The 13,277-nt window shown below is 70.3% G+C and carries 13 protein-coding genes and 1 pseudogene; 7 read left to right on the plus strand and 7 right to left on the minus strand.

The window, feature by feature from the left end; all coding sequences use genetic code 11:
- The first annotated feature begins 3 nt into the window (after window positions 1-3).
- The 7 genes and pseudogenes from ACGFY5_RS43030 to ACGFY5_RS43060 all read left to right on the plus strand — a co-directional run.
- Window positions 4-1,560: an FAD-dependent monooxygenase gene (locus ACGFY5_RS43030; protein ID WP_392730609.1), complete on the plus strand. Its 1,557-nt coding sequence runs from the start codon at window positions 4-6 to the stop codon at window positions 1,558-1,560.
- A gap of 37 nt (window positions 1,561-1,597) precedes the next feature.
- A complete protein-coding gene (locus tag ACGFY5_RS43035; RefSeq protein WP_392730612.1) occupies window positions 1,598-2,572 on the plus strand; it encodes an ABC transporter substrate-binding protein in 975 nt (324 codons plus the stop codon).
- A gap of 11 nt (window positions 2,573-2,583) precedes the next feature.
- Complete coding sequence (locus tag ACGFY5_RS43040; protein WP_392730615.1) at window positions 2,584-3,405, plus strand: ABC transporter ATP-binding protein; 822 nt, start codon at window positions 2,584-2,586, stop codon at window positions 3,403-3,405.
- Window positions 3,402-4,157, plus strand: coding sequence for an ABC transporter permease (locus ACGFY5_RS43045; RefSeq protein WP_392730617.1), 756 nt, complete (start codon window positions 3,402-3,404; stop codon window positions 4,155-4,157). Before ACGFY5_RS43040 ends, ACGFY5_RS43045 begins: the two co-directional genes overlap by 4 nt.
- Window positions 4,154-4,930, plus strand: a complete 777-nt coding sequence (locus ACGFY5_RS43050) for an ABC transporter permease (RefSeq protein ID WP_392730620.1) — start codon at window positions 4,154-4,156, stop codon at window positions 4,928-4,930. The genes ACGFY5_RS43045 and ACGFY5_RS43050 overlap by 4 nt, the downstream gene beginning before the upstream one ends.
- Window positions 4,931-5,008: 78 nt before the next feature.
- A complete protein-coding gene (locus ACGFY5_RS43055) occupies window positions 5,009-5,347 on the plus strand; it encodes a hypothetical protein (protein ID WP_392730622.1) in 339 nt (112 codons plus the stop codon).
- Window positions 5,348-5,490: 143 nt separating this feature from the next.
- Window positions 5,491-5,999 (plus strand): annotated as a pseudogene (locus ACGFY5_RS43060) (cytochrome P450); the annotation flags it as partial.
- Between the two features lie 160 nt (window positions 6,000-6,159).
- Here the strand turns inward: ACGFY5_RS43060 and ACGFY5_RS43065 are convergent.
- The 7 genes from ACGFY5_RS43065 to ACGFY5_RS43095 are packed head-to-tail and all read right to left on the minus strand — an operon-like array spanning window position 6,160 to window position 13,257.
- Window positions 6,160-7,596, minus strand: coding sequence for an APC family permease (locus ACGFY5_RS43065; RefSeq protein WP_392730625.1), 1,437 nt, complete (start codon window positions 7,594-7,596; stop codon window positions 6,160-6,162).
- A 32-nt stretch (window positions 7,597-7,628) separates the two neighbouring features.
- Entirely contained in the window at window positions 7,629-8,072 is a 444-nt protein-coding gene (locus tag ACGFY5_RS43070) for a hypothetical protein (RefSeq protein WP_392730628.1), read from the minus strand.
- Between the two features lie 5 nt (window positions 8,073-8,077).
- The gene (locus ACGFY5_RS43075) at window positions 8,078-8,644 is read right to left on the minus strand and encodes a VOC family protein (RefSeq protein WP_392730630.1); all 567 of its coding nucleotides are present in this window, start codon (window positions 8,642-8,644) and stop codon (window positions 8,078-8,080) included.
- A 10-nt stretch (window positions 8,645-8,654) separates the two neighbouring features.
- Window positions 8,655-10,271: an FAD-dependent monooxygenase gene (locus ACGFY5_RS43080; protein ID WP_392730632.1), complete on the minus strand. Its 1,617-nt coding sequence runs from the start codon at window positions 10,269-10,271 to the stop codon at window positions 8,655-8,657.
- Entirely contained in the window at window positions 10,268-11,140 is an 873-nt protein-coding gene (locus ACGFY5_RS43085; protein ID WP_392730635.1) for an alpha/beta hydrolase, read from the minus strand. Before ACGFY5_RS43085 ends, ACGFY5_RS43080 begins: the two co-directional genes overlap by 4 nt.
- Window positions 11,141-11,168: 28 nt before the next feature.
- Window positions 11,169-12,359, minus strand: coding sequence for an amidohydrolase family protein (locus tag ACGFY5_RS43090; protein WP_392730638.1), 1,191 nt, complete (start codon window positions 12,357-12,359; stop codon window positions 11,169-11,171).
- Window positions 12,360-12,399: 40 nt separating this feature from the next.
- Entirely contained in the window at window positions 12,400-13,257 is an 858-nt protein-coding gene (locus ACGFY5_RS43095; RefSeq protein WP_392730640.1) for a fumarylacetoacetate hydrolase family protein, read from the minus strand.
- Between the last annotated feature and the right edge of the window lie 20 nt (window positions 13,258-13,277).

Consider the following 13,277-nt stretch of genomic DNA (forward strand, 5'->3'; position numbering starts at 1 on the left):
GGGATGGAGCCCGTTCTCGACACCACCGTGCTGATCGCCGGTGCCGGGCCGTCCGGCCTCGCGTGCGCGGCCGAGCTGAGCCACCACGGCGTCGATTGCCTGGTGATTGAGCCCCGCGAGGTCGTGTCCAACCTGCGACCACGGGCCAAGACGACGAGCGTCCGCACGATGGAGCACTTCCGCCGCTGGGGTGTCGCCGACGCCCTCCGGACCGCGGCGCCCATCCCGCTGTCGTGGTCGAACCAGGTGCTCTTCTGCACCTCGCTGTCCGGACGCGAAATCACCTCGTTCCCGGGTGCCTTCGGCCTGTCGTCGACCCGCGACGACAGGTACGCCGAGAGCAGCCAGGCGATCCCGCAGCCCGTGGTCGAGAACGTCCTGCGTGAACACCTCGCGTGCCGCACCGACGTGGAGTTGGAGCTCGGATCGGCAGTGGTCGGCGTCGTCGAGCAGGACGACCACGTGGTGGCCACCGTGCGGGACAAGCGTGGCGCTACGCGACAGGTCAGGGCACGTTACGCGGTCGGCTGCGACGGCCCCAACAGCGTCGTCCGCCGGGCGATCGGAGTCGGTCTCGTCGGACGCTCGGACCCCCGCCCGAACTTCAACGTCGTCTTCAGCGCGCCGCAGTTGCAGACCCACCTACCGCCGGCCGTCCAGTACTGGGTGATCGGAGCAGAAACCCCCGGTTTGATCGGACGCCTCGACCTCGACGGGACGTGGTGGTCGATCTTCCCCGGTGTCGACGCCGAGTACGGCGAGCGAAACGTCGCCCGGCTGATCGCCAACGTCGTGGGACGGCCCGTGCCGCACGAGGTGGTCGCGGTCGATCCGTGGACCGCCCGCATGCTGATCGCCGACCGGTTCCAAACCGAGCGCATCTTCCTGGTCGGCGAAGCCGCCCACCTGAATCCGCCCTGGGGCGGCCACGGCTACAACACGAGCGTCGGTGACGCGGTCAACCTCGGATGGAAGATCGCGGCCATGGAGCAGGGGTGGGGTGGGCCCAAACTCCTCGCCAGCTACGAGGCCGAGCGACGCCCGGTGGTAGCCCGAACCGTCGGAGTCGCCGAGCGGAACATGGGCGCACTCGCCGGTGACCTCGACGACGTCGGTGAGGCCATCCAGGTGGCCAAGCGCGCCGAGTTCCACAGCCTCGGCCTTGTGCTCGGCTACACCTACGGCGGCTCGCCGATCGTCCAGGACGGGAGCGGCGCCGACCCGGGCGCCGACATCTCGGTGTACGTGCCGACGACCTCGCCCGGCGCGAGGCTTCCGCACACCTGGCTGGCCGACGGGCGCTCGCTGTACGACCTGCTCGGGTGCAGATACACGCTCATCTGCCCGACGGAACGGCGAAGCGGTCCAATTGCTGCGTTCCTGGCGGCCGCCGCGGTGGCAGGTGTACCGGTCGCGTTGCTCGAGGCGCCCGACCCCCGTCCCTGGGCGGACGAACTGATCCTCGTCCGACCCGACCAGCACATCGCTTGGAGCGGGACGGACGTCTCCGACCTCGACCTCTACCAAGTGACCGGCTCTCTCCGGTCGACCCCCGCATGATCCCGCACCGGAATCTCAACGCCGAGAGAAGGAACTGATGACCTACACGAACAGCCGCCGCTTGTTGGCGGTAGCTCTCACGATCACGGCCGGTCTCGCGGTCACCTCCCTGACCGCGTGCTCGTCCTCCGACGATGCCGCCAGTGACGGTTCCGTTCGCCTCGTCATCAATCCTGCGGCACCTCCCGCCCTGCCGCTGATCGCCCAGAAAATCGGAGCCTTCAAGGACAACAACCTCACTGTCACGATCTCGACCCAGCCGACGACCGCGATCACGACCTTCGCCCCGGCGCTCGGTAAGCGGTACGACATCGCCTGGGGCACTCCGGCCGATGTCATCGCGGCCGCGGCAAAGGGCCAGAAGATCAAGGCCATCGCCGGTGCCTACCAAGACACCCAGGAGAGTCAGCAGGGTCAGCTCTTCGCCTCGAAGAGCAGTGGGATCGCGTCGTTGAAAGACCTCAAGGGCAAGCGGGTGGCGACCCCGTCGCTGTCCGGAACGCTCTATCTCGCGCTCCGCACCTCGATCGCCGCGCAAGGCATCGATCCGAACGACGTCACCCTCGTCGAGGTGCCCTTCACCAACATGCTCGACCAGCTCAACGCCAACCGTGTGGACGCGATCGCGCTCATCCAGCCGTTCATCGGCCGGGCCACGGCAGCCGGCCACACGGCGCTCGGTGATCCGTTCCTGTCGGTCGCCTCCCCGGCGCTGGCGGGGATGTGGATCGCCAACACCGAATGGGCTGCGAAGAACAAAAAGACGATCGACTCGTTCACTGCCGCCCTCGACTCCGCGAAGACCTGGGCCGACGGACACCAGGACGAGGCTCGTAAGGACATCGCCGAAGCGCTCGACCTGCCGCCGCAGGTGATGGCAGGCGTTCCGCTGCCCGCGTGGGACACCACGATCACGCCGCAGCTCCTCGAGCCCTGGATCAAAGCCGTCAACGCTGCCGGTCAGGTCAACGGGAAACTTCCTGCGGCGTCCGACCTCGTAGCCGTCTCCTGAGGAGTGCCGAAATGCTTCCACCCGTGCCGCAGACCCACCCCGTGGGGGCCACCGCCGCGGACCACGGCGTACGGCTCCAGGTGCGCGACGTGTCGGTGTCGTTCCAGGTCAAGGGGCGAGCGCGCACGGTACTGAGCGACGTCTCCTGCGACATCGCCACCGGTGAGATCGTCGGGATCGTCGGTCGGTCGGGCACGGGGAAGACGACGTTACTCAATCTGCTGGGCGCGATCCTGCGCCCGACGAGCGGCGAAATCCTGCTCGACGGACAGATCTTCGACCGGCCGACGAACAAGGTCATCACCGTCTTCCAGGATTACGGGCAGGCCCTGCTGCCCTGGAGGACGGTGCGCTGCAACGTATCGCTGGGCATCGAACGTCGCCTGGACAAGGCCACGGTCGCGGAGCGGGTGGCGCGGGCACTGGCGATGACCCAGCTCGAGGCTCACGTGGATGATCTCCCGTGGCAGCTCTCGGGAGGCATGCAGCAGCGCGTTCAAATCGCCAGGGCGATGGTGATGGAGCCCGAGGTGCTCCTCCTCGACGAGCCGTTCGGTGCCCTGGACGCGATGACGCGCGCCACGCTGCAGGACGATCTCCTGCGGCTGCAGCGCGAAGCCGGGTTCACCGTCGTCTTCATCACCCACGACGTCGACGAGGCGGTCTACCTCGCCGATCGGGTGCTGGTTCTCGGCGGATCCCCGGCGGCCGTCGTGCGCGAGGTCCGTGCGGGCCTGCCGCGGGAACGGAACCAGCTCGACACGCGCGAATCGCCGGAGTTCGTCACCGCGCGGCGCGTCCTCGCCGACGAGCTGGGGGGCGGAGCGCAGTGAGAATCAACTACCTCGGGACCGCGACAGCGGTAGCCATCGTCGGTGTGTGGGAGGCGCTCGTCCGCACCGGCGTGCTGACGTTCGACTACCTGCCGGCGCCGAGCAGCATCTTGGCCTCGGTGGGTGAGCTGGTCACGGACGACGATCTCGGCGGGCGCATCCTGCACACGGCCTGGGTGGCGCTGGTCGCCTGGGTGATCGCGCTCGGCGTCGCGTTCGTCGTCGGCGTGGCCGTCGCGTTGTCGCCCAGGACGTGGCGCTACTCGATGGCGTCCATCGAGGTGCTGCGGACGATCCCCGCGGTCGCCCTCGTCCCGGTGGCACTCCTCGTGTTCGGGCCGACCCGCGACGCAGAGATCGTCGTCGCGGTGTACGCCGGGTGCTGGCCCCTGTTGATCAGCGTCAGCGCCGGCGTGCAGGCGACACCGGGGCGACTCCTCGAGGTGGCACGTCAGATGCGGCTCTCCCGTTCCCGGGTCGTCGTGTCGTTGCGGATTCCCGCCGCGGCGCCGCTGATCCTCTCCGGAGCGCGGCTCGCGCTCGCCGTGTGTCTCGTCGTCTGCGTCCTCGCCGAGATGCTCGGCAATCCGGAGGGGCTGGGCGCCGGGATCGTCGAGCGGCAGATCGCGCTGCAGCCCGAGCAGATGTGGGTCTACGTCATCGCGGTCGCGGTGCTCGGCACGGTGCTGAACGCCACGCTGCTCGCGGGATCGCGGATCGCGTTCCCCCGAATCCTGACGAGGCCGGTGTGAGAACCCACCGGACCTTCCCCCCGTTGATCGGGCTGCTTCCGCTCGTGGTGCTGCTCGTCGGGTGGCAGGTCGTCGCGGACCCGGACGCGTCGAATCTTCCGCCCCCGAGCACGTGGTGGGACGCGGTGCGCGCTGTCGACGAGCGCGGACTGCTGGTTCCGGCGGTCGTCCGGACCGTGCTGGTCTTCTTCGCGGCGATCACGATCGCCACCGTCGCGGGTGTCGCGTTCGGCACCGTGCTCGGCGCGTCGTCGCGGGCTCGTGCGGCGTTCGGTCCGCTTGCCGAGTTCCTGCGCAACTTCCCTCCGCCTGCCTCGGTTCCCGTCGCCGTGCTCCTGATCGGTAACAACCTCGCGATGAACCTCGTCGTGATCGTGTCGGCCGCTCTGTGGCCGATCCTGCTCAACACCGAGGGGGCCGTCCGGGACATCCCGCCGGTGCGGATTGCCGTCGGACGGATGTTGCAGTTGTCGCGGACACGGCGGGTCTTCTCGTTGCTCGTGCCGAGTGTGCTCCCGATGGTGATGGTGGGCGTCCGAGTGGCCACGCCGGTGTGCCTGATCGTCACGCTCCTCGCCGAGATGCTCGCCTCGACCGGCGGTATCGGCCAGGTGATCCTGGAGCGGCAGCGCCTGTATGACTCCGCCGGCGTGTTCGGCTTCCTGATCATCGTCGCCGCGCTGGGCCTGCTCGTCACTGCGATCGTCGGCGGACTCGAACGCGTGATCCTGCGCAACTGGCCACCGCGCCACGGAGATCCGCAGCGCCCCTGACGTCCACATCGACAACCTTCGAGTCGCACATGTCGGCAAAGCGCGAACCTTCCCCGTCTTCCGTTCGACCGTCCGGGTGTGCCCGACATCGGGCCGGTCTGGGCGGACCTGCGGTCCCGCCATCCGGTCACCCGGGTGCTGACCCCCGCCGGAGACCCGGCCTGGCTGGTCACCGGTTACGCCGAAGCCAAGACACTGTTCAGTGACCCGCAGCTGGGCCGGTCGCACCGGACATCCGAGACTGCCTCCCGGATGTCCAACGCAGGCTTCATGGGCGGCCCTACGGGAGACTTCGACGCCGAGCCCGCGTTCCACGCCCGGCTGCGCCGGGTGCTGGCCCCGTCGTTTTCCGCGCGCCGCATGGGCCGCCTCGAAGGGGGATACAGCGGCTGGCCGACTCCCTCGTGGACGACATGATGGCGGCCGGCGGCAACGGCGCGCCGGTGGACCTGCACGAAATGCTGTCCCTCCCGCTTCCGATCTACGTGATCTGCCAGTTGCTGGGTGTGCCCTACACCGACCGGGCCTACTTCAAGGGCCTCTCCGAGCGCGCCGCCACGATGACCGGCGAGGATGCGATCGTCGAACTACTCGGCTATGCCGGAGCGCTCGCCGACGCCAAGCGTCAGGAGCCGGGCGAGGACGTCATCACCGACCTCTTCCGCGCCCAGATCGACGACCCGACGTTCACCACCGACGAGCTGACTCAACTGGTCGCGGGTGTCCTGTTCGCCGGACACGAGACGATGGTCAACCGGATCAGTCTCGGCGCCCTGCTGCTGCTGGAGAATCCCGAGGCTCATCGGCGGATGATCGAAGAACCGGCCGTCCGCCCGCAGATCGTCGAGGAGATCCTGCGGTTGGCCGCCCCGGAGAACTTCGGCTTGGCTCGTTACGCCCGCGAGGACATCGTCATCGGCGACGTCACGATCGCGCCGGCGACGCGGTCATCATCGCCACGCTGGCGGGCAACCGCGACCCGGCGGCGTTCCTCGACGCCGAGGCACTCGATCCGGATCGGCCCGCTCTTCCTGCTCACCTGAGCTTCGGGTACGGCGCGCACTACTGCATCGGCGCCAGCCTGGCGCGGGCCGAGCTCAAGACCGCGCTGGCCACGGTGTTCACCCGCCTGCCCGGCCTCCGGCTCGCCACCGGGATCGGTCAGCTCGAGCTGCATTCCGAGCGCCTCACCGGCGGTCTGCACAAGCTACCGGTGACCTGGTAGCCCGTCACCGGCCCCGGCGTACGGAAAGGATGCCGGACCAGACGAGGCCGATCGTGAAGCCGCCGCCGAGGAAGAGCGGGAACACCCAGTCGCGCAGGTCCGCGTCTCCCGGCAGCAGCTCGGGAAGGCGGATGGTCGAGTAGACGACGACGTACGCGAGCACGACCGCCGCGAAACCGGCCGCGACCACCCGCCCCTCCCACCCGACGTAGCCCGAGTCGCCGTCGTCGTTGCGCAGGAACCACGCCGCGGTGGCGAGCGCGGTCAGCGCGAGTACACCGGCCACGCCCAGCCCCGCGCCCAGCGTCAGGTAGAGAGCGGCAGTGGCCGGGTCGTCCTGCAGACCGACGACCAGTGCGACGACCCCGGCGGCCGCGAGCCCGCAATGCCTCGCGGGACGAGGGAGAGCGGTCGGCAGGATCCCGTCCCTGGCGAGACCGCCGACCTGCCGCGCGACCGACTGGGAGATCGTCGTCACGCTCGCGATCGCACCGGTGATCAGCGCGACCGTCATGACATCGACGACCGGCCGCGCCGCACCACCACCGACCAGCTGGGTGGCCAGCGCCGACATGAACGGCTGACGGTCGCCCGCGGTGAGCAGCTCGAGGTGCCCCCGGGCCAGCGGGACGGCATCGAGCGGACCGGTCGCCGTGCTCATCGCCCAGCTGCTCATGACGACGAGCGCGACGACGATCCCGTACGAGAGCAGGACGGCGCGCGGAACGGTCCTCCGCGGCGATCGGACCTCGTCGGCGAACGTGACCCCCACCTCCGGGCCGATGAACGACGTCACGGCGAAGCACAGCGCGACGCTGAACGACCCCCCGAACAGCCACGTCGGATCGAGCGCGTCGACGCTCACCCGGCCACCGGGCGGATTGGCCAGCGCCAGAACGTCGAAGGCGACGACGACGATCACCTGGACGGCGGCGAAGCCGATCAGGACGTGAAGCAGTGACGGCAACCGCAGCGTGCCCAGCCCGGCGATCACGATGACGCCGGCCAAGACTACGAACCACATCGGGAAGCGCACGCCGAACACCGCGGCCACCAGCCCGGTGAGCCAGCCGCCGAAGTACACCAGCATCGCCGACATGAGCGCGACGTAGGACAGCAACGCCACGACGCCGGCGCCCAGTCCGATCGGCGCCCCCAGGCCCTTGGCGACGAAGACACGCAGTCCTCCGGCGGCAGGCATCCGTCCGGCCATGCCGCCGTAAGCGACCGCGAAACAGAGGAGCGCGAGCCCGCCGAGACCGAAGATCAGCGGGGTCGCCACCACACCACCGAACTGGTACGCCGCCGGCACCGCACCCCACAGCAGGAGCAGCGGCGATTGGGTGAGCGTCAGCAGGACGGTCAGCCGGGCGGTCGACAGACCGGTCGGCAGCGATCCCGCGACCCGCTCCCGTGGCGGCGTCGGCGCATCCGTGCGCATGCGTTCTCCAGTCCGGCAGAGTGGCGGAAGGGCTAGCGGCTCAGCGACCCGGCGGCACGCTCGTACGCCTGCCGCACGGTGGGCACCAGCGCGAGTGCGGCGGCGTGGTCCAGGCTGTCCTGGCGCATGCCGAGGATCGCGCCCGCCCTGCGGTGTTCGGGCACGTCCTGGCCGCGGGCCGCGACCAGCGCGTGGAAATGGCGGTGGTTCTCGCCGAAACTCATCAGGTAGACGGCGGGTGCGCCGGTGACCGACTGGACCGCGGCAGTCAGGTCACGGGCGCGGCGCCCCAGCTCGGCCAGCTCCGGCTCGTCCAGCCCGGTCAGCAGTTCCGCGTGCCGGCGGGCGCGCAGGACGAACCATCCCGGTACGTCGTATCCGGGAGCGACCTCGGCGGCCCAGAGGTCGTCCCGGAAGACCACCGCGGCCTCCGGGGCGGCCTCCAGCGAGCAGATGAAACAGGGCGGATTCGGCAACGGAATCAGGAGCCCATCAGTACGGTCATCGGGTCGGGCAGCGACTCCTGCAGCGACCAGCTACGGACGGTCAGTTCCTCGACCGACGCACCTGCGGCCCGGGCGGCGAGCATCCGCTCGGGATCGAACGCCGGCCCTACCGAGTCGCCTGCGTATTCGCTGCCGTTCATGTATGCCGTCGCGTCGTCGGGCGCGGCGAAGTTGTCGATCTGCATCTCGACGAAGTTGCCGTCGGGGTCACGGTAGTACAGGGATGTCGTCACGCCGTGCGCGATGCATACCGCGGGCAGCACGTCTTTGTCGCGCAGAGTGACGTAGCGTTCCAGCAGGTCGTCGAGGTTGTCGAACGTGTAGGCGACGTGGTGCATGCTCGCGGTCGCCGGCGTCTTGCGCTCGGAGGGGATCGGCGGGTGCAGGAGTGCGACGCGGTGGTGCTCCTCGTCGAACGTGATGAACGTGAGGGCCTCGTCGCCGTAGACCACGTGGCCGTCGAGGACGGTGCAGTACCAGTCCCGCATCGGACCGGCCTGGCCGGTCTGGAAGACGACGTGCGCGAATTTCGGTGCGGACATGTCGGTGCTCCTAACGCTCTCGGGCGGATGTGTCGGCAAGGGTGGCGGCGTGATGGCCGGTCAGGGTGTCGATCAGGACATCGGCGTCGGCTGGCGGTTCCGAACCGCACCAGGCGACGACCTGGTCCGGCCGCACGACGACGATCTCGGCGCCGAGCGCGGCCGATTGATCCGGCGTGACCCGGGTGATCGTCGTCGGCATCCGGCGGGCCCACGCGGCGGCGACGATCGGCTGGATGTCGGCCGCGGGCGAGGCGACGACCGTGTAGCCGGATCCGAGCCGGTCGTGGAGCGCGAGACCGGGACCGCACCAGAAGTGGGGCAACCGCCGGCCGCGACCGGCCCGGACCGCCCACTGCCCGGTCGGCTCCGCACCGGGAGGAAGGATCGGCGACGCCTCGTACCGGTGCCCCAGCACGAGGTCGAGGCTGAAGTACTCGGCGGTCTTCGCGCGGACGATGTGTTCGGCGGCCCGGGCCCTAGCCAACGCACCGCGCTGGCCGGGTGCGTCCAGGTCGGCGGTCAGAAGCTCGGTCGCGAGCGTCGCCATGTTCGCTGTCGCCTCGGCGATCACCAGCTGCTGGAGCGGGCGCCGTTCGGCCTCGTGCGAGGCCAGCAGTTCCGGCCCGCCCCAGCCGTCCAGACAGGCCGCGAGCTTCCAGCCCAGATCGACGGCGTCGCCGATGCCGGTGTTCAGGCCGTGCCCGCCGAACGGCGGGTTGAGGTGGGCGGCGTCGCCGATCAGGAAGACCCGGTCCGCGCGCGCCCGGTCGACCAGTTCCATCCTGGCGGTCCACGGATCGGTGCTGACGATCTCCACCGGCAGGTCCTCGCCCAGCGCTCCCTGGACGAGCCCGACCGCGTCGAGGTCCGGTGACGTGCCGTTGACGCCGAACGCGATCAGCCACCACGTACCCGTCCGGTCGATCGGGCCCATCAGTCCCGGGGTGCGCTCGTTCAGCAGCCAGGTCTGGACGGCGGGCCGGTGCGGCAACCGGTGGAGCAGTTCGGTGGACCGGAACACGACGCCGGTGTTCGGTCGCAGTGCCTGGTTGCCCTCGTATCGGGCACCGATCGCCTCCCGCACGGTGCTGCGGGCCCCGTCAGCCCCGACGACGTAGTCGGCGCGGACATCGACGACGTCCCCGTGCGCGTCGTTGATCCGCACCGCGTCGCCGTCCACCGCGACGACACGGGAGCCCAGCAGGAGCGTGCAGGCCGGGAGCTCGCGCACCACCGCCCGGAGCAGATCCTCGAGCACGTACTGGGGAAGCTGCTGGCCGAGTTCGGGCGAGAAGCCGTCGTCGCTCAGACCCAGAACGCCGGTGAAGCGCGTGATCTCTGGACCCAGCAGTGTGGTGCCGAACGACACGTCCTGCGACCAGGACGTCGGCAACGGCGCCGTGGCCCGCAGCCGATCGGCCAGCCCCCAGCGGCGGAAGTGTTCCATCGTGCGGGTGTTCAGCGTCTTCGCCCGTGGCCGGGAGCGGGTCGGTTTCCGCCGTGGCTCGACCACCAGGCATTCGACGCCACGCAGGCCCAGCTCGACAGCGAGCGACAGGCCGACCGGCCCGCCGCCGGCGACGACGACCGGTACCGCACGCGGTACGCGGGAGCGCGCTGTCATGGGAGCGCGGCCGCGGCGCCGCAGGAGTAGGCGAAAGCTAGTTGCCGGAGGTGGAGCGCGGCGCCGAGGACGTGGTGGTCGATCGAGTGCCCGGTGGCGGGCGCGAGCTCGACGGTGACCGGTGCGGTGAAGCGCGCCGCGAAGTCCGCCCGTGCCTCGGCGGAGCTGTCCCACAGCGCGTCGTGCTCGGCGAGCACGTTGTGCACTGGGACGTCGATCTCGGCGGCGACAGTTGCCAACCGGGTCCGCGCCCACTGCGGAGCCGCGGCGAGTTCGACGAATGGCACCGGCGCGTAGGAGTCGTGAGCGGCCTTCCGGCCCTCGTCGGTGAACGTGCCCGCCGGTCCGAACATGACGCCGTCGCGTTCGGCCACCGGCAGGTCCACGACGCCGGACAGCGGAAGGCTTCCGAGTTGCTCCGCCGCGCCGCCGGACGGGATCCGGGCACCCATGCCGGTCGTGGCGACGCCGATCAGCGGCCAGCGGGGGCGTCTCGCGGCGATCTCCAGGCAGATCATTCCGCCGATCGAGTGGCCCACGAGCACGACGCCGGTGGCCGGTCGGTCGGCGAGGCTCTGCTCTACGGCCCGGTCGAGGATCTCCGCCTGCCGCGCGAACGTGTTCTCCGCCTCGGGCAGGCCGTCGCTCGCGCCGTAGCCTGGCCGGTCGACGGCCAGCACGTCGAAGCCGTTGCGGAAGGCGAGGTCGAGGAACGAGCCGAGCGTCCCCCCGGCCACGCCGAAGTAGGCGCTGGAGTAGGTGCCACCGTGCAGTGCGACGAGCAGCGGTGTGCCGGCGGCGACCGGAGCGGCGGGATGGTAGGTGGTCGCGATCGACAGACCGTCCACGCTGACGATTCGGGATTCCATGCGATCCTCCTGGGAGAGAGAGGCCGGGTCAGCCGGCCGGCGTGTACTCGACGCCGCCGGCCCACACCCGCTGGATGTTGCGCGTCGTGCGGATGTCGGCGGTGGGATCGCCCTCGATGAGCAGCAGGTCGGCCCGGTAGCCAGGCCGGATCGCCCCACGATCGCGGAGCCCGAACGCGGAGGCCGGTACCGACGTCGCGGCGCGCAGCGCGGCCGCGGTCGAGAGCCCGGCGCCCACCAGGAGTTCGAGCTCGCGATGCAGACTGACGCCGAACGCCGGGTTGACCGGGACACCCGGTGTGACGTTGGCGTCCGAGCCGGCCAGGATCTGCACACCGGCCCGCTGCAGCGCGGCGACGCTGTCCCGCGCCGTGGCGTAGCTCCAGCCGGGCACGCCCAGGCCGGCGAAGCCCTCCATCATCGTCAGCGTCGGCACTGACGTCCGGCGTCGGGTGGCGTACTGCCCGACCTGGGTGGCGGTCAGCACGCTGTCGAGCGGGACGTGGTGGATCATGTCCGCGCCGGCAGCGAGTGCCTCGCTGACCGTGGCATTCGCCGCCGCGTGGGCCATGACCTGCTTCCCGGCGGCGTGCGACGCGGAGACCAGGGCGTTCAGGGTCGCCTGCGACAAGCCGGGGACGTCGACGATGACCTTGATGTAGTCCGAGCCCTCACGCACCCGTGCGGCGACGAACTGGCGAGCCTGATCCGGTCCGGCGACGACGCCGTTCGCGGGGTACCCGGGGGCCTGGCTCTGCGGACTGCCCGGCGCGGTCGCGGGTACTCCCGCGCTCCGGATGTCCGTCCGGCCGGGCCTGCGACGGAGCGAATCGACGAGGGACGGCGGCCAGCAGGCCATGTCCAGTGCGGTCGTCACGCCGTAGCGGGTCAGCTGCGACAACGTGTCGAGGTCCCGTAGGTGGACGTGCGAGTCGATCAGACCGGGCAGCAACGTTCCGCCGCGGCCGTCGACGGTGCGTGCGCCGACCGCGGAGCCACCGATGAGCCTCCCGGTGATCACCACGGTGGTCGGAGCGCTCAACGTCCGGCCGTCGAACACCCGGACGTTGGTGAGCGCGGTCCTGGTGGGGAGCGCGGCAGGCTCGGCCGCCGCCACGGCCTCGGCCGTCCCCGTCACCGCCGAAGCCCCGGCCAGAGCGACGCCGGCCGCGGCGGCCGTTGTCAGGAAATCCCGTCTGGTCCAACCCGTGCTGCACATCGTTGTGGTCCTTTCATCGGGTGGGTGAGACGAAGCGCGGTCAGGCGCTGACGAACCGGTGGCGCAGGACGCCGATGCCGCTCACCCAGGAGGTGAGCTCGTCCCCGGCGCGCAGGTACTGCGGGGGAGTGCGGCCGTGTCCGACGCCTGCCGGGGTGCCGGTGAAGATCACGTCGCCGGGCAGCAGTTCGAGGGTCGAGGACAGCTCGGCGACCAGCGTCGATACCGAGAAGACCAGGTCGGCGGTGGTGCCCTTCTGGACCGCGGTGCCGTTGACCTCGCATCCGAGCGTCAGCCGGTCCGGGTCGTCGAACTCGTCCGGCGTGACCAGGACGGGCCCGATCGGGCTGTAGCCCGGAAACGACTTGCCCAGTCCGAACTGGGCCGGCGGCGCGGCGAACTGCGCCGTCCGATCGGAGATGTCCTGGCCGACGGTCAGGCCCGCGACGTGGTTCCAGCCGTCCGCTGCGTCGACCCGGCGAGCCGCCGTGCCGATGACGACGACGAGCTCGACCTCCCAGTCCACGTCGCCGGGGGAGAGCGTGATGTCACCGGTCGGTCCGGTGAAGCTGGAGACGTACTTGGTGAAGACGACCGGCGCCGTCGGCAGGGCGAAGCCCGACTCGGCGGCGTGGTCGCGGTAGTTCAGGCCTATCGCGAAGACCTGGGCCGGTCGCGGTACGACCGGGCCCAGCGCGCTCTCGGCCACCGGGGTGGCGGCGTCACGCTGAGCGCTCTCGGCCCAGGCCCGAAATTCGGCCCAGCGCGCATATATCGCCTGCGGATCGGCGGAGAACAGCCCTTCGCTCGCGGTCTCGACGTCAAGAGCCGGTAACGACCCCTGGGAGGCATCACCGGTGATGAGGACGAGCCGACCGGCGCAGTTCGCAAGACGCATGATTCCTCAGTTCTCGAGCG

It is taken from the genome of Cryptosporangium sp. NPDC048952 (genome assembly GCF_043197895.1).
Classification (GTDB): domain Bacteria; phylum Actinomycetota; class Actinomycetes; order Mycobacteriales; family Cryptosporangiaceae; genus Cryptosporangium.